Origin of the sequence: Treponema sp. OMZ 803, assembly GCF_024181165.1 — a bacterium.
Lineage (GTDB): Bacteria > Spirochaetota > Spirochaetia > Treponematales > Treponemataceae > Treponema.
The window spans coordinates 2,176,839-2,197,505 of the sequence record NZ_CP051195.1 but is presented as its reverse complement, the minus strand read 5'-3'; the positions used below and the strand labels follow the sequence as shown (position 1 = coordinate 2,197,505).

Annotated in this window: 17 protein-coding genes; 7 read left to right on the top strand and 10 right to left on the bottom strand. The window is 44.2% G+C overall.

The features are described from left to right. Positions 1-1,023, bottom strand: coding sequence for a calcium/sodium antiporter (locus ABH09_RS09975; RefSeq protein ID WP_253714266.1), 1,023 nt, complete (start codon positions 1,021-1,023; stop codon positions 1-3). Positions 1,024-1,133: 110 nt separating this feature from the next. After that, the gene (locus tag ABH09_RS09970; RefSeq protein WP_253714265.1) at positions 1,134-2,510 is read right to left on the bottom strand and encodes an aldehyde dehydrogenase; all 1,377 of its coding nucleotides are present in this window, start codon (positions 2,508-2,510) and stop codon (positions 1,134-1,136) included. Between the two features lie 221 nt (positions 2,511-2,731). Here ABH09_RS09970 and ABH09_RS09965 point away from each other — a divergent pair, with 221 nt between their 5' ends. From ABH09_RS09965 to ABH09_RS09950, 4 genes are all read left to right on the top strand, one after another. Continuing rightward, entirely contained in the window at positions 2,732-3,904 is a 1,173-nt protein-coding gene (locus ABH09_RS09965; RefSeq protein ID WP_253714264.1) for an acyl-CoA dehydrogenase, read from the top strand. Positions 3,905-3,919: 15 nt separating this feature from the next. Beyond that, complete coding sequence (gene acrB / locus ABH09_RS09960; protein ID WP_016522167.1) at positions 3,920-4,720, top strand: acryloyl-CoA reductase electron transfer subunit gamma; 801 nt, start codon at positions 3,920-3,922, stop codon at positions 4,718-4,720. Between the two features lie 20 nt (positions 4,721-4,740). Next, on the top strand, positions 4,741-5,844 hold the full coding sequence (gene acrA, locus ABH09_RS09955; RefSeq protein WP_016518421.1) for an acryloyl-CoA reductase electron transfer subunit beta: 1,104 nt from the start codon (positions 4,741-4,743) through the stop codon (positions 5,842-5,844). Positions 5,845-6,101: 257 nt separating this feature from the next. Beyond that, positions 6,102-7,943, top strand: a complete 1,842-nt coding sequence (locus ABH09_RS09950; RefSeq protein ID WP_253714263.1) for a hypothetical protein — start codon at positions 6,102-6,104, stop codon at positions 7,941-7,943. 777 nt (positions 7,944-8,720) lie between these two features. On the opposite strand, the gene ABH09_RS09945 is transcribed toward ABH09_RS09950, so the two are convergent. The 3 genes from ABH09_RS09945 to ABH09_RS09935 all read right to left on the bottom strand — a co-directional run bounded on the left by ABH09_RS09945 (position 8,721) and on the right by ABH09_RS09935 (position 10,924). Further along, positions 8,721-8,972, bottom strand: a complete 252-nt coding sequence (locus tag ABH09_RS09945) for a DUF2281 domain-containing protein (RefSeq protein WP_253714262.1) — start codon at positions 8,970-8,972, stop codon at positions 8,721-8,723. 114 nt (positions 8,973-9,086) lie between these two features. Beyond that, entirely contained in the window at positions 9,087-9,605 is a 519-nt protein-coding gene (locus ABH09_RS09940; protein ID WP_253714261.1) for a hypothetical protein, read from the bottom strand. 56 nt (positions 9,606-9,661) lie between these two features. Further along, positions 9,662-10,924, bottom strand: a complete 1,263-nt coding sequence (locus tag ABH09_RS09935) for a DUF2715 domain-containing protein (protein ID WP_253714260.1) — start codon at positions 10,922-10,924, stop codon at positions 9,662-9,664. Positions 10,925-11,171: 247 nt separating this feature from the next. On the opposite strand from ABH09_RS09935, the gene ABH09_RS09930 reads away from it, so the two are divergent. Next, positions 11,172-13,931, top strand: a complete 2,760-nt coding sequence (locus ABH09_RS09930) for a PD-(D/E)XK nuclease family protein (RefSeq protein ID WP_253714259.1) — start codon at positions 11,172-11,174, stop codon at positions 13,929-13,931. Between the two features lie 218 nt (positions 13,932-14,149). On the opposite strand, the gene ABH09_RS09925 is transcribed toward ABH09_RS09930, so the two are convergent. Together ABH09_RS09925 and ABH09_RS09920 are read right to left on the bottom strand one after the other, a co-directional pair. Next, complete coding sequence (locus tag ABH09_RS09925) at positions 14,150-14,644, bottom strand: flavodoxin domain-containing protein (protein ID WP_253714258.1); 495 nt, start codon at positions 14,642-14,644, stop codon at positions 14,150-14,152. Between the two features lie 101 nt (positions 14,645-14,745). After that, positions 14,746-15,570, bottom strand: a complete 825-nt coding sequence (locus tag ABH09_RS09920) for an SDR family NAD(P)-dependent oxidoreductase (protein WP_253714257.1) — start codon at positions 15,568-15,570, stop codon at positions 14,746-14,748. A 381-nt stretch (positions 15,571-15,951) separates the two neighbouring features. Here ABH09_RS09920 and ABH09_RS09915 point away from each other — a divergent pair, with 381 nt between their 5' ends. Together ABH09_RS09915 and ABH09_RS09910 are read left to right on the top strand one after the other, a co-directional pair. After that, entirely contained in the window at positions 15,952-16,455 is a 504-nt protein-coding gene (locus ABH09_RS09915) for an OmpA family protein (protein WP_162664157.1), read from the top strand. A 44-nt stretch (positions 16,456-16,499) separates the two neighbouring features. Then, positions 16,500-17,540 carry an OmpL47-type beta-barrel domain-containing protein gene (locus tag ABH09_RS09910; RefSeq protein ID WP_253714256.1) on the top strand — a complete coding sequence of 347 codons (1,041 nt, stop codon included), beginning with the start codon at positions 16,500-16,502 and terminating at the stop codon, positions 17,538-17,540. 145 nt (positions 17,541-17,685) lie between these two features. Here ABH09_RS09910 and rlmN read toward each other — a convergent pair whose 3' ends face one another. From rlmN to ABH09_RS09895, 3 genes are read right to left on the bottom strand one after another with little or no spacing between them, the layout of a single operon-like run. Continuing rightward, positions 17,686-18,711, bottom strand: a complete 1,026-nt coding sequence (rlmN, locus tag ABH09_RS09905; protein ID WP_253715766.1) for a dual-specificity RNA methyltransferase RlmN — start codon at positions 18,709-18,711, stop codon at positions 17,686-17,688. A gap of 59 nt (positions 18,712-18,770) precedes the next feature. Beyond that, positions 18,771-19,922, bottom strand: coding sequence for a tetratricopeptide repeat protein (locus ABH09_RS09900; protein ID WP_162664156.1), 1,152 nt, complete (start codon positions 19,920-19,922; stop codon positions 18,771-18,773). Next, complete coding sequence (locus ABH09_RS09895; protein ID WP_162664155.1) at positions 19,915-20,247, bottom strand: hypothetical protein; 333 nt, start codon at positions 20,245-20,247, stop codon at positions 19,915-19,917. Before ABH09_RS09895 ends, ABH09_RS09900 begins: the two co-directional genes overlap by 8 nt. Positions 20,248-20,667: the final 420 nt, after the last annotated feature.

Below are 20,667 nucleotides of genomic sequence, written 5' to 3'. Positions count from 1 at the left end.
TTAACCCGTGATATGTCTTAATGTAAAATTGAGAACAATGTATGCGGTATAAAAGATAAAAAGAACCGCGCCTTGCAGCCGTGTTATGACGCTGCGCTGACGTGTTGAACAAAAGCGGAAAATGCCGAGCACCAGCAGCATGGTCGGGAATTGCAGATAGTAAAAATCTACCGGTACACGGATACCGGCGGGAGTTACCGCAGCCGCTACACCCAACACAAAGAGGACGTTCAAGATATCCGCCCCGATGATGTTGCCTGCCGCGAGTTCTCCGTGTCCTTTCCGAACGGCGGTTATGGCAGTTACCAATTCAGGCACGCTCGTGCCGAACGCGACCAAAGTCGCCGCGATAATACTCTGCGGAATACCGATCTTTATGGCGGAAACTTCTACCGCAGGGATCAGTATCTTAGACGAGAGCACGACCACCGTGATTCCTACAGCCAGCCACACAAGCAGCAACCACAGCGGTTTTTGATTTTCTTCTGCCGTATCCTGCTCGCTCTCTTCCATAGATTCTTTTGCCCAGCGGAACGATATGTACATATAACACGCGAGCAGCATGACAAATATCCAGCCCATCCACTGATAGATTTTTCCCTCCCTGCCCGGAGAAAAGAATGGAAGCGAAACAAGCGTCAACAGCAGCGCTGCCGAAAACTGAACGGTACCCTGCCGATGAATAAGCCGTTTATCAACCGGCACCGTACCAAGCATGGCGGCAAGCCCGATAATGAGAGCCGTATCCGCAATAATCGAGCCGATAGCATTTCCAAGCGCAAGCTCCGCATTGCCTTTAATTGCCGCCAATGTAGACACCGACGCTTCGGGCAGGGTCGTGCCGAGACTGACAATCGTCGCACCGATCACCATCTTGGGCATTCCCCATTTAAGCGAAAGGGCAACCGCGCTGTCTACCAGCCAATCCGCACCCTTACTCAGCGTAAACAAGCTTGCAACAAGCACAATCAACGATATTACAACCGATGAATTCATTAAAAAATTATATAAGAGTGCATCCATATAAACCTCTTAAAATATCAGTACCCGGAATATGTGGAAATATACCGGTTTAGGCGGAATCACGCAAGACGACTTGCAGGGCACAGCCGGATACACCGTTCGGTATGCACCTACATAAACTTTTTAACGAGGTTGAAATTTTTCTCGCTGTAGGGATGATAGCGCATCGGTAAGTCTACCAGCAGGGATTTTTTCATAACGCTCTTTTCGTGGCTGAATGTGTAAAAGCTTTGTTTCCCGTGGTAATTCCCCATGCCGCTTGTCCCGACACCGCCGAAGGGCATATACGGTGTCGCAAGATGCACGATTGTGTCGTTGATGCACCCGCCGCCGAACGATACTTCCGACAGGATCTTCTGCTCTACGGCGGCATCCTTGGTAAAGAGATAGAGGGCAAGCGGCTTCGGGCGGGCACGGATTTGATCGACAGCCCACTGCACATCGCTAAACGGGATGAGCGGTAAGATAGGGCCGAAAATTTCTTCCTGCATAACCGGCGATTCAAAGCTGATATTGTCCAGTATCGTCAGCGGAATAAAACGCCCGTGCGCATCCTTTTCTCCGCCGATAACAGCCGATTCTCCTTCCATCAAATGTGAAAGCCGTTCAAAATGTTTGTCGTTGACAATCCGCGTCATATTGCATGAGACATACGCGTCCGTCGGAAAAAATTCACGGAGAACTGCCTTACACTGTTCGATAAACGCTTCTTTTACCGCAGTGTGAATTAACACATAGTCGGGAGCGACGCAGGTTTGTCCGCCGTTCAGTATCTTACCGAAAAGGATACGTCGCGCCGCCGCTTTCATATCGGCGGTTTTATCGATAATACAGGGGGACTTGCCGCCGAGTTCCAGCGTTACCGGCGTCAGGTTCCGCGCAGCTGCTTCCATAACAAGCTTACCGACTACCGTACCGCCGGTAAAGAAGATGTAATCGAACTTTTGCTCCAAAAGCCCGGCATTCTCTTCTCGTCCGCCGGTTACAACCGTAACAAAGCTCGGATCAAAGGTTTCCGCAATCAAATCGGCGATTACTTTTGAGGTTTCGGGAGTATAATTCGACGGCTTTATCACCGCGCAGTTTCCTGCGGCAATCGCACCGGCAAGCGGCGTCAACGTTAAATTGACCGGATAATTCCACGGCGACATAATCAGCACGGTGCCGTACGGTTCATAATAAATCGTACTCGACGCTAAAAAATGACTGAGCGGCGTGCGCACCCGTTTCGGCTTCATCAATTTTTTTAAATGTTTTGATAGAAAGCGGACTTCTCCTTGCACCATCCCGATTTCCGTAAGGTAGGTCTCCATCGGCGCCTTGTGTAAATCCTTATAGAGTGCATCGCTTATCCGTTGCTCATACGCGTGAACGGCGGCTCCCAACTTACGGAGCTGTTCTGCGCGGAATTGATATGATTTTGTCGCATTTGATGCAAAAAAAGTTGAAGTATTCCGCACCAGCGCGGCGATGGCTATTCTTGTCATATAATCGTTCTCCCCCGACGCAAAGGCTCAAGAGAAAAAAAGTATGATAAAATACGATTCTTCCCCTATCCATTTCGACGGTTTGCTGATATAATCTATCTATAAAAATACTACTATTATTTGCTGGGATACAACAGCGTAGGTCATTATTATACTATAGAAAAGCCTCTATATAAAGTAGAGATTTTTAATAAAAATCAATATAACGAAGGAGATTCAACATGGATTTTACGTTGAGCAGAGAACAGCTCATGGCGCAGCAGCTGTTTCGCGATTTTGCGCAAAACGAAGTAAAACCGCTCGCTGCCGAAGTCGACGAAGAGGAAAAATTTCCTGAAGAAAATGTCAAAAAGATGGCAAAGCTGGGATTCTTCGGCATTCCCGTCCCGAAACAGTACGGCGGACAGGGGGCTGACGTTTTAACCTATGCCATGTGTGTGGAAGAAATGAGCAAGGTATGCGGAACAACCGGCGTTATCATTTCCGCGCATACTTCACTGTGTATCGATCCGATTCTGCATTTCGGAACGGAAGCACAAAAGATGAAGTACGTTCCCGATTTAGCCGCCGGTAAAAAGATCGGTGCTTTCGGGTTAACCGAACCGGGCGCCGGAACCGATGCTCAAGGTCAGCAGACAACCGCAGTGCTTGACGGCGATCACTGGGTGTTAAACGGCAGCAAAATCTTTATCACCAATGCGGGCTATGCCGACGTCTTTATCGTTATTGCAGTAACCGGCACGGTAAAAGATAAGAAAGGCCGTTCTATGAAAGAAATCAGCGCATTCATCGTAGAACGAGGATTCCCCGGTTTCTCCATCGGTAAGCATGAAAAGAAAATGGGTATCCGCGGATCTTCCACCTGCGAGCTGGTATTTGAAGACTGCATCGTGCCGAAAGAAAACCTCCTCGGCGTACAGGGACGCGGCTTTATCATCGCTATGGCAACCCTTGACGGCGGACGTATCGGTATCGCAGCACAGGCGCTCGGTATTGCGGAAGGCGCTATCGAAGAAACCATCAAATATACAAAAGAACGTGTCCAGTTCGGAAAGCGCATCAGCCAGCAGCAGAACACTCAGTTCCAGCTTGCGGATATGGCAGCCCGCACTCAAGGCGCTCAGTATCTTGTCTATGCGGCAGCATGCAAGAAACAGGCAGCCAACGAAAATCCCAATATTCGTTATTCCGTAGAAGCGGCAATGGCAAAGCTCGTTGCGGCTGAGGTCGCAAGCGACGTAACCCGACGCTGTCTGCAGCTCTTCGGTGGATACGGCTACACCCGCGACTACCCGATTGAGCGGATGATGCGCGACGCAAAGATTACGGAAATTTACGAAGGCACGAGCGAAGTTCAGCGCATGGTTATTGCCGGAAACCTCGGCGTCAATTAAGGAGGACAAGAACAGATGAAAGCTATTGTTTGTGTAAAACAAGTTCCCGATACATCCGGAAAAGTTGCCGTCAAAGAAAACGGGCAGCTTGACCGCGCTTCGATGATGACCATCACCAACCCCGATGACTTAAACGCGATTGAAGCGGCGCTGCAACTGAAAGATCAAACCGGCTGTGAAGTTGTCGCTATTTCGATGGGGCCGCCCCCTGCAGAAAGCATGCTCCGTGAGCTGTTGGCGCGCGGCGTTGACAAGGCGGTACTGGTTTCCAGCCGTGAGTTCGGCGGAAGCGACACGTATGCTACCAGCCAGATTTTGGCAGCAGCAGTACGTCGCGTCGGTGTCGGGCCGGAAGACGTTGTATTCTGCGGCCGTCAGGCAATCGATGGGGACACCGCGCAGGTAGGCCCGCAGATCGCTGAAAAACTGAATCTCCCGCAGATCACCTACGCAGCTGATATTAAAAAAGAAGGCAACACACTGACGGTAAAGCGTATGCTCGAAGACGGCTATATGATGCTCAAGGTAAAGACTCCCTGTCTTATCACCTGTATTAAAGAGCTGAATGAACCGCGCTATATGAGCGTTAGCGGTATTATGGAATGCTACTCAAAGCCGTATGAGGTATACAATTACGAAACCTTGAAGGACGACCCGCTCATCGATAAAGACACGATCGGTTTGGAAGGCTCTCCGACAAACGTATACAAGTCCTTTACCCCGCCGCAGAAGGGCGCCGGTACGATGATGGAAGGCGCCGACAAAGCCGCTTGTGAAAAGCTCGTCGGTATGCTTGCAGAAAAACATATCATTTAATGAAGGAGGAGAATGTACAAATGGCTTACGATAGCAAAGACACTGAAGCCTTCAAAGGCGTGTGGGTATTTTGTGAACAGCGCAACGGAGAAATCCTCAACACCTCGTTTGAATTATTGAGCGAAGGCCGGAAGCTCGCCGATGAATTAAAGGGCGAACTCTGCGGCGTTGTACTTGGAAAAGGTATTAAAGAAGATGCATTAAAGAATCTCGGCGGTTACGGTGCCGACAAGGTGTACTACTGCGAGCACGATCTTCTTGCCGATTATACAACCGATGCGTATACAAAAGTGATTACCGCATTGGTGCAGGATAAAAAACCGGAGGTTTTCCTCATCGGTGCAACAACCATCGGACGCGACTTAGGCCCCCGCTGTGCCGCACGGCTCCATACCGGATTGACCGCCGACACCACGCACCTTGACGTCGATACGGAAAAATACAAGGAATTCCTCCGCACCAGCTCGACGATGGATGTCGAAAAGACACCCTTTAAGGTAAATACCAACTTGAAGATGACCCGTCCGGCTTTCGGCGGTCACTTGATGGCAACGATTGTGTGTCCCCGCTTCCGCCCGCAGATTGCAACCGTGCGTCCCGGCGTTATGAAGAAGCAGGATTTTGATTCGGCAAAAGCGGCAAAGACCGTAATTGAAAAGCCGAAAGTTGAACTTTCCAAGGCCGATATCAGCGTCGATATCCTCGAAATCAAGAAAACAGCAAAGAATATCGTAGACTTGATCGGAGCAAATGTGGTTGTTTCCGTCGGCCGCGGTATCGGTAAAGATCCCAAAGCGGGTATCAAACTTGCTGAAGATTTGGCTCAGGCGCTCGGCGGCGTTGTCGGAGCATCCCGTGCCGTTGTTGACTCCGGCTGGATGGATGCAAACCATCAGGTTGGACAGACCGGTAAAACCGTACATCCGCACATCTATGTGGCAGTCGGTATTTCCGGAGCAATTCAGCACCTTGCCGGTATGCAGGATTCCGAGTACATCATCGCGGTCAACAAGAACCCCGATGCGCCGATCTTCGGTGTAGCCGACTACGGTATTGCAGGAGACCTGTTCAAGGTACTTCCGATGCTGACTGAAGCGGTTAAAGCGGCAAAAGGCAGCCTGTAATTTTTAAGGGTCGTGTTGAGCTTATGCTTAGCGCGCACCGAATTTTACATTGCTAGAAGACTGATCGTTTTTTAGAGAGCCTTTGAGATGCAAAAAGCCTGTTTTTCCTTTGTGGAAGAACAGGCTTTTTTAGTAATAATCGGAGGATGATACAATGCCCCTATCAATCCCTGTTAAATTCTTCCTTGCACTCCACTTAAAACTATGGTATCATAAAGCTATATAAGCTACACATATAGAGAAAAATGGAGGCAATTATGAAAAACAAACGTGCGAAAGTTTTTGTTGTATTTTTAGGAGCGGCGCTGCTGTTAAGCCCGCTTGTGATGCTTATTTCTTGTAAGCAATTACATAAAACTCCTGCCCCCGATTTAACTAATCCTCCATCTGAAAATCCGGAACAGGGAAACCCCAATCCCAATCCGACCCCTAATCCCAATCCGTCCAATCCTACACCGAATACAAAATACAAAGTTACCGTAACCCAGCCCGCAAACGGCACCATTGGAGTAAGCCCCGCTCTTACAACTGATGGAAAGGTTGATAAAGGCAGCGAGTTTACCTTTACACTTTCCGCAAACACAGGCTATAAGGTCAAAGCGCTTACGATAGGCGATGCAACATATTCGGATGTTACAGATAATACCATTACGCAAAAGGTAAAGATTGAAAAAGAAACGGCAGTTTCTGCCGTAGTGGAAGCGGAAGCAAACCCAACGCCGGAGACAGGAATATTTACCGACACGCAAGGAAACAAAGTAACAATAGCGCCTGTTGAAGATTACTACGGAGAAATAATCGGTTATCGGTTAACGGGCGATATTTATATAGAAGAGATCAATTCCGCAGCTTTTAAGGCAAAACTGGATACCTTAAACGGAAAAGACCTGTATACCGATAGTCTTAACATTAACTGTTTTACAAATCAGAACTCGACAATAACAGCTAAGGAAATAACACCGGAACTTTTAACAGGTGTTTTAACGATAGGAGAAAAAAAGAAGTTTTCCGCCCTTAAACTGAATAACAAAACATCAAACGGTCCAATTGACATTAAATTCGACAGCACAATAGAAAAAAGTTTTGATATAAAAGATCTTAATAAATTTTCTTTCAGTAGCAATTTTAAATTAGACAACAACTCTAATGTTATAGTTGGAAGTAACGAAACTGAAAAAACAGATCCATCAGGTCACGATATAACTCCTTACCCTAAAGTTGATGATTTACTAAAATTACTTGGAAATGAAACATTAAAAGATTATATTACTGTCAAAGATGTATATGTAACAGGAAATGTAAAGAACCTACTTCCAAAACTTATTGGACCAAATAAAATTAAAGAAACCAATGGTGGTGTAAAATTTTTACATGTCTATGAATTTATGTGCCCAGGTCCAAATGTAACTGAATATGATGGTGGTAAAAATAATAACACACCTATCCCACTGAAAGAACTATTAGAATTCAGAAAAAGAACTGATGAAGGACATAATCCTGTCATAGATGAAGATGTTAGATCAGTAAGAATACAAAATTTAATATTAGAAAATATAGATACACATAATATGAATGAAGATGATCTAAAATTTTTACATTTTAAAGGAGACAATGTAGCAGGAAATATAATGTTTAAAGGTGGAAATTTATCAAAAATGCAATATAAATCAACAACTGGTCCAGTAGATTTAACTTTTGATAATACAACTTTACCAGCAAATATGGCATCTTCAAACGTAAATAATCTTATATTAAAAAATGTAACTTTTCCAAAAGAAGAAATTTTAAAAGGCCCATTTGCAAAAATACCATATATTGTCCCAATTATAAAAAATAATCTAGAAATACATGGATATATAAAAAATAGTCCATTAGAAGGAAAAAATCCTGAACAATTAGAAGAATTAGTCCCTCAAAAGAATATGCCTGAAAATTATACTGGCTCACTAGAAATATATAATAAGCTAAAAAAATATATATATCGTGGTGAAGCAAAGACAATAAATGGAAATCCAAATCCAAATTATCATGGCTCCATACAAAAACATACCAATACATCCCTTGCTTTATTACAAAATCAAGGCAAGTCTCACGGTTAGTTAGTTGCAGGGCATTTTCTAAATGAGAAGATGCCCTGCAACTAACTGCGGTAGGGGATGGATTAAAACATCTTGCTTCGGTTCTATCGGTTTTATCGCCATATTCGGCGGGCAGCATTGGGTATAACGGTTCTACTGTCTTTTGCGTAGGGACTGTACCCTCAGCGATTTTTGCTATCGGTATACCCATTTTCTAAGCTAAAGCTGTTTTTAGAGAGACGTTTAGCTTTAATCAACAAAGCTTTATGCTAAAAATTCATCCGGCGTATACACGGGTATTTTTGACCCAAAAAAATCTTTTTTATTGCGTGTAATAATGCAATCTACCGATTCTTCTAATGCACATTGATATTGCAAACCATCTTCAAAATCAGGAAATGTTTTATTCTTTAAAGCGTTTAAAATGCTTTCTTTATTTGCACTACCGATTTCAATGATTTCGAATAAATTGCAAAAAATTTCTCGTACATTCTCTGCCGGAATATACTTCTTTAAGATATAAAATAACGTTCCCTAAAATTCAGCAGCCGAACAAAATATCAATTTTGGAGAATGCTGAATTGGTACGCGATAGCGTACGTACAATCAGCGAGTTTGCAGCAAGCAAACTCGACGTGTTTTTCAGCCGCGCTATTTGAGCGGCTGAAAATAAACGTTGAAATGGTATGAACTGCTACAATTCCTGTCATTTCATTATCTTTACATTTCTTAATAATAATTTGTGCATTATTAAAAAAAACAGGACGCTTTGCCAGAAAATCAACCAAAATATTTGTATCAAGTAAGACTTTCATATTTAGTAACCGCAAATTCTATAGCTTCTTGTTTATAATCAATATCCGGCGGTAGGCAACCAGCATACTGTATCAGGGCACCATAAGCTCTATTTTTTTCTTGCTGAGGTATTGTTACAATATGTTGTCTATTCGTTTTTTTCATTTTTACAAATAAATATTCAATATAATGCTGCACTTCCTGCTGCAGCTCCTTTGAAAGCATATTGTATTGCCGCATCATTATATCGTTCATAGAATGCTCCTTATCTACCCATCCCATAGCAGTATAGCACACTTTACCGTTTCATTAAACGCTGCGAGCTTGGTGGTCTTTGCAGCTACTGTGATAGCAAGCGGCTGTTATAGTTTACCGAAAATGCAGCATCACCATTTCTCCTTGCTGCAGTACGAACTGTTTACCGGTACACATAAACCTTAGTTCATTGCTATCCTTATTTTCAACAACGACCGTTAGTTTCTTATGCACCGGTATCGGCGTAGAAAATGATTCACCTTTTTGCAATCTAATCGAAGAAACAGGCTCCATATCATTTTTTTGCTGATTCACCGTTTCCGCACTGTCCCTCCGCGGTTGTAACTGAATGTTTGAAAGATAATCGTATTCGGACGGAGATTCTCTTTGAGTATGCTTCTCTGTTTGATCAAAAGTCAAATCCTTATTCAGCATTCTTGCATTTCTTGCAAAGGCTTCGGTTTTATCACTAGCATCTGCTTGTATTTCTCCAGCCGTTGAAACCGTTAAATCGGCAACACCGGCTAATACGGTAATAGGAAAGTAAAGCGCTCCGGTAGCCGGCGTACTTGTGCATGACATCACACTGATGCACAATATGCAAAAATATAAATAATATCGTAGATGTTTCATATCTCAAACCTCCGTTTCTTGATATTTCCCGATAGTAGCGGAAAATGAACCGTTCCTTATAAGCGGAACGAAGGCCCAATGCTGATATTGAGCATGTCGATAAATAAATAGCTTATTTTTCTTTTTCCGTCAGCCCCCCTGTATGAACCGAAAGGAATAAATATAAACGAGTTAAGCGCCGAAACATATAACCCGTATTTTTTTGAAAAATATGTTGTGAATGCAATTTCCGTGCTGACAGTAGGCATGAGTGTGACCGGTCTGAAAAAATGAGCAGGAGAAAGCGCAAACCCCGGACCGATACCCGCAGAGATTTCAAAATTGCTGCCTCTACCGTGAGTATACCCGAACATAAAATGAAATAGAGTAAGCGGCAAAGATACCAATTTCGGTGTCGGTTCATCAGGGTCTTTGGGATAGGTTGTAAACCACACCGCCGTATTATTATGGATAAAAAAACTGAAACCGGATTTTTCTTTTGTAAAGATCATATCAAGATTAAGTGATGGTCCCATAATGATATACAAATCAGGCCGTATCCCTAAAAATACCGTTGACAAGGCAAATGACGGTGCAAATACATACTGTTCAAAAACCCGCTTCCGCTGTTTTTTAGATTTTACCGTAGGCTGAGCTGTAACCGATTTTTCTTTCGGATAGATACGGAAGGAAGCTCCCAAGGCGGCATCTACCGTGCTCATCGCTCGCATTTTTCCATCGTCCGCTAAAGCCGCAGGTAAAAAAACAAATTTATTATTTAATGTGAAATACAGTCCGTATTTTTCGGTAAAAAATTTTGAAATACTCAATTGAGTTACGAGTTCAGGTAAGATAAACATCACGCCCAAACCGCCTGCTGCCGTAATTTCCAAATCGGTTTTTACTCCGTGAGTATATCCGAACAATACCCCGCCATGCCACACCGGAATATAACCCGCTTGTGCAGAATCCTTGTTTGTTGCGGTGTAGGCAAGCGGAAAAAATACTTCATTTAAGAGTAAAAACGAAAAACCGGATCTAAGGGAAAATTGCATATCGAATTTAATTGAAGGGCCTAAGACGAACGGAAGTTCCAATGTATTTTTTGATGTAGAAAGCTCAAAACCGATACCCATGCCGGCAGTCGGCGCAAAAAGATATTCGTCAAATCCGGCGTGTTTCTTCTGCAATGGCGCAGTATTGTTCGGCTGCCCGCTGCTCGTATCATGTTCTCGGTGTTCGACTTCCGCCGTATCATTGGACTGCAGCGCCGTTTCTTGTGAAAAGCAGGGAATCGCAGAGAAAAAACAAAGAAGTAATACAAAATAAAATTTGTGCATTTATTCATCCCTCCGTTCTCATGTATCCCTTAATTTAAATGCCCCGACTAGGCGAGCCGATGCGCTTATTATACTATCCTGCCGGGCAAAAGTAAAGCAAACCGCTAATTGCGTTTAAGAGATGCTCAATCCGATTTTTTTGTGTATAATACATTATTGAGCTTTCATCGCTGATAAAAACCAGATCATAAGCATCTCTAAAAAGTCGGCTAGATTTTTAGAGGTTTCACATATTTAAGAGGTTGTTATGCGCATCATATCCGGCTGTTCCACTATAGAAGACTGTATCCGCCGCTACGGTACGGACGCCCGCACCTGTTTTGTGTTTCCGTCACGGATTGCGGCTCGGCTTTGGATGCATCGTGCGCTTGCGTTGACCGGCCTTACAGCGGTTCCTGCCGAACTGTTTATCGCATGGGATGCCTTTAAGGCGGAGTGCTGTATCGCTCAAGCGGAAAATAAAAATCCGGCGTCTCAGATTATCCGCTTGCTTTTTGCGCATCATATTGCAGCCGACAATGCTGCGGCGGAAAAGCCCTTTCTACAGAACATCATCCCGGCGGATTACGCAGCCGACGGCGCTATCTTTGCGCAATGGATTGCCGGTATTTTGCCGCAGTTGGATCACTGGGAAAAACGCGCGGCGCAGCATAAAGCCGGTAAAGACGCCGAGTTCTCCGATTTACGGATTTTGAAAAAAGCATATACGGAATTTTTGGATGCGCACCGGCTCTTTGAACCTTCGTGGGCAGGGGCGGAATTTATTCCTCATGCACAACAGTACATTTTACTCTATCCCGAATTAATGGAAGATTTTGACGAGTACCGAGGCCTATTAGAAGAACGGCCGGAACTGTCGATGCTCTCCGCCCCTGCCTTTAAAGCGGAAACAACGCCGCTTATCCAATTCGGCACCATGCGGGAAGAAATTCGCTCTACGGCGCTCGCTGTTGAGCAGCTTTTGACAAACGGAGTTCCCGCCGATGACATTGCGCTCAGCATTGCCGGTATTGAAGATACCGTACCGTATCTCAAGCGGGAGTTTGCATTGCGGAATATCCCTGCAGAATTTCGGCTCGGCTTTAAACTCGGCGAACAGCAGGCAGGGCAGCTCTTTCCGCTGCTTGAACAGTGCGTACAGGAACATTACTCATTTGAAAGCCTTAAACCGCTGCTGCTCAATCCTCATATTCCGTGGAAGCATCCTGCGCAGATACAGGCGCTCATCAATTTCGGTATAAAAAACAACTGTCTCGTTTCGTGGAAGGATGAAGGACACTATAAAAACGTCTGGAAGGAGGCGTTTAAACTCCCTATCCCGTATAATCCCCATAGCAGTGCTGAGGAAGAGCAAGCCGAAAAAGAGCAGGCAAAGGAATGGCTCCTCCCCTTTATGAAAGCTGCGGAGCGATTCGTGCAGGCTCAAAGCTTTTCCGAAATGAGGCGGCAGTACATCCTCTTTCGAGCGCAGTATCTGAATCCCGACGGCTTTTCAGCCGAAGACAATGCCGTCATCGGCCGCTGCATTACGCTTATGCAGGAATTGGTACAGCTTGAAGAAGATTTTGCCGACTGTCTGCCGGCACAACCCTATCGCTTTTTTACCGCTCAACTTTCCCGCGAAATCTATGTACCGCAAAATACCGGAAGAGCGGTCAGCATCTTTCCGTTTAGAGTCGCGGCTGCAACGCCCTTTGCTCATCACTTTATCCTCAACTGCAATCAAAAAGCAAGCAGGGTGATTTATCAAAAACTTCCCTTTTTACGGAAAGACAAACGGGAAGAACTCGGCGTTATCGAAAAAGATGCAACGCAGGCCTTTTTTGCGGTGTATGCAACATACGGCACGGTGCGCTTTTCCGTTTCCGAACAGACTTTTTCGGGCTTTACCGTCAGCAATGGCATTTTTACCGCCTTTGCGCCCCGTCCCGACCTGAATGACAGCGACTCTCTTTTGCAGGAATATCGCTTCTTTAAACGGGAAGAACCTGCGCCGGAAGCGCTGTATTCCGTACAAAAAGCAGGATTTGAACAATTCGCCGGTATTAAACAAAAGCGCGGCTTTTCCTTTTTAACCGAACCTTTTAACGGCAGCCTACCGGTACTTTCTGAAAAGCTCAAAGACGGACACTATACGGACGGGGCATTCCGCATCAGTCAAAGCGGCTTACATCTTTTTTCCGACTGTCCGGCTCAATGGTTTTTGTCGTCGGCGCTTTCCATCGACGAAGAAGACACTGATGCGGAACTTTTCAATCCGCGCTATATCGGTATCATTTGTCATCGTATTTTGGAGCGGCTCTATCAGCGTATACGGGAAAACGATAGGGTGTTTATCTCTGCGCATCTCGCCGATTATAGGGAGTGGGCTGAATCGATATTTAATGAGACCGTTCACAGCCAAACCGATTTTCGAGGGCCGCTCGCCGCGCCTTTTATCGAATCGATTAAAAAGCGCAGTTTAAAAAGCGTTGACTTTGTGCTTACGTTCGATGCGGAAAAACTGGACGGCTATGCGCCGTATTTAATGGAAGGCGAGCTGCAGTATCGGAGCGGAGATATCCTCTATCACGGGCTCGTAGACCGCATCTCCTATCAGGAAGCGGAAGGCCGCGCCGTTATCATTGATTATAAAACCGGCAAGGTTCCGTCCGCTACAGACTATACCTCGGAAGCTATGCGAGATTTCCAAATGCCGATGTACATCTTCCTTGCAGAAAATAGACTGAAACAGGAAGTACTCCATGCTTTTTTCCTCGGTATCACCAAGGAAGATAAAAAATACATCGTCAACGATAAAGAGGTGATACCTCAGGGAAGTGCCCGTTCTTCTAAAACGAGGGAAGAATTTGAACCGTCGATTCAGGCTTTTTTACAAATTGCTCAAGAATACGCGCAGCAGGTCGGTATGGAAGACTTTAGAAAACCGGCAGCCGTACAATGGCAGGATTGTATGGGATGTCCCTTTCACACTATTTGCAGAACAACCTTTACCGTTGAGGAATAAAAAAGCTTCCGGAAATATCTGAGAAACCTCAATGTATATTATTCGTGCGGAGGGTTTAATACCCCGACGCTTGCGTCGTAACAAAGGGTATTAAAGCCGAGTGCAACCACCTTATGAGAACAACACCCCCGACGCTTGTGTCGGGGGTTGTTGATTCCGGAAGCTTGTAATAGGCATCTCTATTCTGAAAGATGCGAAACAAATCTTACCAACAAAACTTATTTTGCAAATACCGGCTGAACGGCTTTTACCCATTCGTCGATTTTTTCGTTCACTTTAGCATCGCCCTTGTCCAAGCACAGACCGAGCATTCTGCCGCCTCTTTCCATGCGGGAGAACTTAAATTCATATCCGCAGGGGCATACATCACCGACAAAGCGGGCGCCGCTGAAGCGAAGCTTATCATAGAAGTCCGCAGCTCCGGAGCAAAAGCTGTCGGGATGGCGTTCTTGGCTTCCAACGCCGACAATCGCGACATTCTTCCCGGAAAAATCAACGGTGTGCAGCAGTTTTACTTTACCGCCCCAATCTTCCATTAAGGCGCCGAAAAAATAGCTGGAGGACATCAGCACGACATTCTGATAGTCCGCTATCGCATCAACTTTCGTATCTTTCATATTATGCAAATCGGCTCCCAGCTTTTCCGCAATCTGCTTTGCAAAAGTTTCGGTTACGCCGCCTTTACTTGCATAAAAAATTCCTGTTTTGCTCATATAACGCTCCTATTGATGATGGATTTATCATTACTGACACATCAACTGTAAGTATAATATAATCATTCCTATAGAAAAAGCAAGAATAAGTCTTATTTTCTTCAACAGGCATAGAGCTTTCGGACAATAAAGAGGGCTAAACGGCGAGGTAGTAAACGGTACAGGCTTATCAACAGAGCATAGGGAGCGTTATAGGGATACAAGAAGCCAATCCGCTTTTTATCCGCTAACGATGCGATAAAAGAACCGAGTTTATCCGCCGGTATGCCATGCCGTTCATCACGTTCCATCTTTGCAATACTCTTTGTGATCCTTCCGGAATATATGTCGTTACCTGCATTCGACTTATTACGGACATCCGTAAACGGAGTTGCGACATCTCCCGGCATAATAAGCGCACACTGTATACCAAACGGGAAAACTTCAGCGGCAAATGCTTCCAACAATTTCCCAAGCGCTGCTTTGGATGCGGAATAAAAAGCCTGAAAAGGAATGGCAATTTCTCCTGCGACCGAACTCACCGCGAGAATCTTTCCAAAGCCTTGCTTCCTCATGTATGAAGCGGCTGTCTTCATCGTTAAAAAAGCGCCGAAAAAATTTACTTCCAGCTGTTTTTTTGCATCTTCAAGCTTCGTAAACTCAACGGCTCCCGAAATACCGAAACCGGCAGCACAGACACATACATCCAATCGAGCTTCCCGTTCCCATACCTCGGCAAAGACCTTGATCAGTGCATCTTCATCTGTTACATCCGCAGAAAAATGCTCGCCATATTCAGGTACTTGACCGTTAAGCGTGCGCCTACTGACGGTATACACAGTATAACCGCTATTGTTTAAAGCTTTGACCGTTTCCAAGCCGATTCCGCTTGTTCCGCCCGTTACCACTGCGACTTTTTTTGCCTTTTTTCCGTATTCCGTATTCATTGTGTTACCCCATACTATCGAATCTTGCACGCTACCGTAGCTATGATAATGCATAATATACAAAAAAAACTCAGCTAGAAATAGGCTTTTTAAAAAAGAGGCTTGACAAAAAAATGGGGATGATAGTATAACATCTATGGTGTAGGAGCACCTTGGATATAAAGCTTACGAACGGTAAGAGAATACTTCACTTATCAATAACATATCTTTTGGCAAGAGTATCGGCCGATATTCTTTGAATCCCAGTAAAAAATGTCAATTTAAAATAATAACAGTACTAAACGGTTTGAAGAGAAGTTATAAAACTGGATGGAACTTTTAGAGACTTTAGTTTTCAAAAGTTTCCTTTATACAATACAAAAATTTTGAGGAGGTCAAAATTTGAGCAAGCTAAAAGGTATTCTTCTGTTGCTGATCGCGGTAATTGTGATGGGATGTACCACACAACCTAAGCAGCAGAAGGAAGAAAAGCCTGTTGCAGAAACGCAGCAGGTTGAAAATGCCCCTGCGGAAGAGAAAATAGATGAGCCGCAGCAAAGCGAGAAAAATAATACCGGCAACGAAACGACGGTTTATTTTGCTCCGAAGACGTATAAGATTGATACGTTCACCGCGCATAAGTTGGACAGTATTGCCGAACTGTTGAAAGCGAAGGATGTAACACAGATAAAAATTGTCGGACATTGTGCAAAATTGGATAGCACAAAAGAAGAAGAAAAACTGTCGTTACAACGTGCGTATGCCGTCGCACAGTATTTTGAATCAACCGGAGCCTTTACAGCGGGTAATATTACCATATCGGCGGAAGGGGCTGAGCACCCCGCAGGATCTCATGCGGAAATTTCCGAACGGAAACACAACCGCAGAGTTGAAATTTATTATTAAAAAAGATGCGGAGTCATCTTTTATAGTATTTGGAGGTAGGATTTATGAAGAAATCACTCTTTGCCGCTGCTTTTGCGGCTCTTTGCTTCTCAGTTTGGGCACAAGTGCCTGAAACAATGACCCATGATTATCAACGCGCGGCAATGCAATACCGTAACGGTGATAAACATTTTGTCAACAGCGATGTATTCTTTAAGCTTAATTCGGCAGATAAAGAGACGGGTCTCGATTTTGTCGAATTCTCACTGGACGGTTCGAGCTTTATGACTTATCGCAATCCCTTCCAGATCTTGGAAGAAGGTAAACATGATATTTCATATCGTGGTTTCGATAACAGCAAAAACCTTGAAGTTGCAAAAACCCTTTCGGTAATTGTCGACAATACCGCGCCCAAAACGACGCTGAATACAACTGAACCGTTATTTTATAAAGGTTTAGCTGCTTACTGCTCTGCAGAGACAAAATGGTATATTTCGGCAATCGATGATTTAACCGGTTCCGGGACTGCGGGAGCTTATATCGGCACAGATTTGGATTCTTTAGCACTCCATGGTAATGGGAAAGAAGATGAAGGTGCTTATTACTCTATAAGCGAAGAAGGACCTGCAAAGATATATTATACGGCTGTTGATAACGTCGGCAACTTAGCTCCTATTTCGGTAACATCCGTTATCGTTGATACAACCGCTCCGACTGTTTTTATCGAAAACAGTGATCGCCTTATCAATAAAGATGATGCATACATGATTTTCCCGAGTTCCGATGTCGTTGACGAAGAGGGACGTATTATCGTTTCAACCAAAGAATCGGTGGCATTCGGTGCGACCGACGAACTTTCCGGTGTTGATGCACTTTATGTTAAAATCAACGATGCCGATTACGTTAAGTATATCGAGCCGCTCCATTTTTCTACCGACACTGTTTACAATATCGATGTAAAAGCAATTGATAACGTCGGTAACGTATCGGAGCCCGTCTCATACAAGTTCTACGTAGATAAGATCACTCCTGCATCTGACATAGAGATTATCGACAGAGAGGGAAACGAACCGGCGACATGGAGCGTTCCCGCCGATGGTCAATAAATCGGGTACACTGAAACTTCAACAGTGTTGTTCAGCTGCGCTATTTTAGCGGTTGAAACTTAACCTTTAGTTAACCGGAGCACCGATTAATCCGACCAGGATTAGTCGGTGCTTTTTTTATATGCTGAGATTTCTAAAAATATAGTTAGATTTGCTTTGTACCGGAGTATTTCGGTTCGGTACGTCCTTTTTTACCTAATTGCCCACAGGCGCCGCCGATAGTTCTGCCACGCTTTTGGCGAACTGTTACATTGAGATTTTCCGCTGTTAAATAATTATAGAATGATCGTATTTCGGAATCGGAAGGAGTGTTATACGGTAATTGCTGCACGGGATTCCACGGGATAAGGTTGATATGAGCGTTGAGTCCTTCGGCGAAAGCGCGTACTTGCTGCGCAGCTTTATAGGAAGTGTTTACATCTTTAAGCAGCGCGAGTTCCAGAGTTACCCGCTTATCGGTTTTATCATTAAAATAGCGGATTGCCTTTTTTAATTCGCTGAGCGGATTTGCTTTTGTAACCGGCATCAAGGTTGTTCGCAAGTCTTCGTCCGCGGTCGTCAACGAAACGGCTAGGCGAATATCGAGTTTGCTATCTGCAAGCTCATAAATGCCTTTGCAGATACCGGACGTGGAAAGTGTTATCCGCCTGTGTGAAAGATTTCTGCCCTTGGGGTGAGTAAGAACGGCTATAGTTTTTGCGATACTGTCGAGGTTTAATAACGGTTCGCCCATGCCCATAAACACGATATTGTCCAACTTACCGCAGATTTTTTCCAGATGCAAAAATTGTTCTACAATTTCGTTGGGGCTAAGATTACGCAAACAACCGAGCTGGCCTGTTTGGCAGAAGGTACAGCCCATCGGGCAGCCGGCTTGGCAGGAAACACAGGCAGTCCTACGCGAAGCTTTATCAAACAGCAGTACCGTTTCAATGCTGCTGCCGTCATGCAAGCCTATTCCGAGTTTTACCGTACCGTCAGGATCTTTCAACACGGTTTCGCATACAGTATCGCACGGCGTATATTCATCGGTAAGTCGTTCCCTCACTTTAAGTGGAAGATTTGTCATACCTTCAAACGACGAACACCCCTGCGCAATCCATTGAAAAATTTGTATAGAGTGAAAGCGTTGCGGTAAATTGCATACCGCATCAATTTCTTCCGGCAGCATTCCCGAAAGGGCTGTTTTTTTTACAATGCCGTTATCGCTCTGTCCCAATCACCACTGCCTTAATTTTGTAATGAAAAAAGGGTATCGCTTACTGCTTGGTTTTTAATGCCGTACTGTTGGAACGCTTGCAGTACTTCAATCGCTTTGGCTTTTTCGTTTATGTGAATATAACAGTCGGCAAGTTCAAGGTAAATACGATAGTTTTTCCGATCCGCCTGCAACAAATGCGTTAAACTGGTTATTGCTTCATCATATTTTCCCTGTATCTTGCACAAAATCGCAAGCCCAAGTATCGCATAAGAATCATAATCGATATCGAGCGCACGCTGATAAATCTGCTCGGCTTTTTCATAATCGCCGATGTGCCGGTATGCATCGCCCATACGGGTAAGAATTACTTTATTATTCGGATCTTTACTCAGAATTGCTTCCCAGTATTTTATTGAATGTTGCTGCTGCTTCATACCACGATAACAATCGGCAAGACCAAAAAGTCCGTAAAAATTATCGGGATCTTTTTCAAGCGCTTTCTCAAAATAATACACACCGCGGTCGAATTGCTTCATCTTTCGGTAACAATTTCCAATCGATGTTAAGATACGGATATCGACATTTTCAGGATTTTGATCAAAAATCTTTTGCCAATAAACGAGCGCTTCTCGATACTTTTTAAAATCATAATGGAGGTGCCCCAAGCCGATGAGCGCATAAGGATTGTTCTCTTCGATCTCAAGTACTTTCAAATAGAGTTTTTTTGAATTTTGAAAATCATGTATCTTTCGATATGCATCAGCAACGCGGGTAAAGACGGTAATGTTTGCATTATCATGCTCAAGGTACTGTTCCCAAATTTCTATTGCCTTAGCATATAAATTCATATTTTTATAGCAATCTGCTAATCCGAACAAAGCATAATTATTCCCCGGATGGTGCCGTAAACATTCACTATAGTATTCTGCGGCTTCTTTGCATTTATTCCGCTTTCGTGCGGCATCCCCAAGTCCGACAAGGGCATAATTATTGTTTTCATCAAGTTCCAACATTTTTTTAAATTCAGCTTCTGCCCGATCAATTTCATTTGCTTTTAAGAGAAGGTAGCCCTCGCGTGAAAGCTTTGTAAGTTCATCGGTTCCTTCTGCGTGAGGAAGCTCTTGAGCAGGAAATAACGAATCGGTCTGCTCGGAATAACCATTTTCAATACTTTCAAACATTTTCTACTCCTTTTGTTTCAGTATCTATTAACACTCTAATGAGCCGAACAAGCGAATCAATAATCGGGTCGGATTTTCGTTTATTTTTCGCAAGACAATACATGCGGAGTGCTTCCAGTGTATTATCATGCGCAATATAGTAATCGCCGACTCTTGTAAGCCCGTCCGAATAACCGGTCGTAACAAAGATACGTTGAGCTTCGTTTATAAAGCCTTCGTTAAAGAGTTGGTTCCCGCGCCGGTTTAATACTACCTTTTGTTCAGAACTGAGAGGAGTGAGTGCGTTTTCCGTTACTTTAATAAAATGCTTATTGTCCGATTCCATTTTGCTTCGTCTTTAATAAATTCATAAACTTTTCTGAAAAACAGAACGATTTATTTTTAATACTGATGCACTTATTCTATAAGATAGGTGCGTTTATTGCAAGCCCCCGTATTTGCTACACAAAATCTGTTTTAAGAAGGTGCCTTAATTAGCTGATGGGAAACAAAACTAACTTGTTTAGTTCCGCATGTACGATGTTTTGCGCTTCATCTTCTTCAAAAGCATATTCCCTAAAATACCGCCCGAGGTTACGAAAATAAGATACAGCCATCCTGAAAGCGAAAAATGCGCAATCGGAGTAAACAGAGCGCCTATCACCAGTCCTACATTGATGAGATTCACCGAAAGCTTAAACGACGATACATCGCAATAATCGAACCAATGGCAAGGTTTAAAATATCGAATTTGGACAGCCCTTCC

Excerpts from the sequence above, each read along its gene's own strand:
- ABH09_RS09965 (WP_253714264.1), top strand. The coding sequence starts at position 2,732 with ATGGATTTTACGTTGAGCAGAGAACAGCTCATGGCGCAGCAGCTGTTT.
- ABH09_RS09935 (WP_253714260.1), bottom strand. The coding sequence starts at position 10,924 with ATGCACAAATTTTATTTTGTATTACTTCTTTGTTTTTTCTCTGCGATT.
- ABH09_RS09930 (WP_253714259.1), top strand. The coding sequence starts at position 11,172 with ATGCGCATCATATCCGGCTGTTCCACTATAGAAGACTGTATCCGCCGC.
- acrA (WP_016518421.1), top strand. The coding sequence starts at position 4,741 with ATGGCTTACGATAGCAAAGACACTGAAGCCTTCAAAGGCGTGTGGGTA.
- ABH09_RS09940 (WP_253714261.1), bottom strand. The coding sequence starts at position 9,605 with ATGAAACATCTACGATATTATTTATATTTTTGCATATTGTGCATCAGT.
- ABH09_RS09970 (WP_253714265.1), bottom strand. The coding sequence starts at position 2,510 with ATGACAAGAATAGCCATCGCCGCGCTGGTGCGGAATACTTCAACTTTT.
- ABH09_RS09950 (WP_253714263.1), top strand. The coding sequence starts at position 6,102 with ATGAAAAACAAACGTGCGAAAGTTTTTGTTGTATTTTTAGGAGCGGCG.
- ABH09_RS09910 (WP_253714256.1), top strand. The coding sequence starts at position 16,500 with ATGAAGAAATCACTCTTTGCCGCTGCTTTTGCGGCTCTTTGCTTCTCA.
- ABH09_RS09925 (WP_253714258.1), bottom strand. The coding sequence starts at position 14,644 with ATGAGCAAAACAGGAATTTTTTATGCAAGTAAAGGCGGCGTAACCGAA.
- acrB (WP_016522167.1), top strand. The coding sequence starts at position 3,920 with ATGAAAGCTATTGTTTGTGTAAAACAAGTTCCCGATACATCCGGAAAA.
- ABH09_RS09895 (WP_162664155.1), bottom strand. The coding sequence starts at position 20,247 with ATGGAATCGGACAATAAGCATTTTATTAAAGTAACGGAAAACGCACTC.
- rlmN (WP_253715766.1), bottom strand. The coding sequence starts at position 18,711 with ATGCTGCCGGAAGAAATTGATGCGGTATGCAATTTACCGCAACGCTTT.
- ABH09_RS09900 (WP_162664156.1), bottom strand. The coding sequence starts at position 19,922 with ATGTTTGAAAGTATTGAAAATGGTTATTCCGAGCAGACCGATTCGTTA.
- ABH09_RS09920 (WP_253714257.1), bottom strand. The coding sequence starts at position 15,570 with ATGAATACGGAATACGGAAAAAAGGCAAAAAAAGTCGCAGTGGTAACG.
- ABH09_RS09945 (WP_253714262.1), bottom strand. The coding sequence starts at position 8,972 with ATGAACGATATAATGATGCGGCAATACAATATGCTTTCAAAGGAGCTG.
- ABH09_RS09975 (WP_253714266.1), bottom strand. The coding sequence starts at position 1,023 with ATGGATGCACTCTTATATAATTTTTTAATGAATTCATCGGTTGTAATA.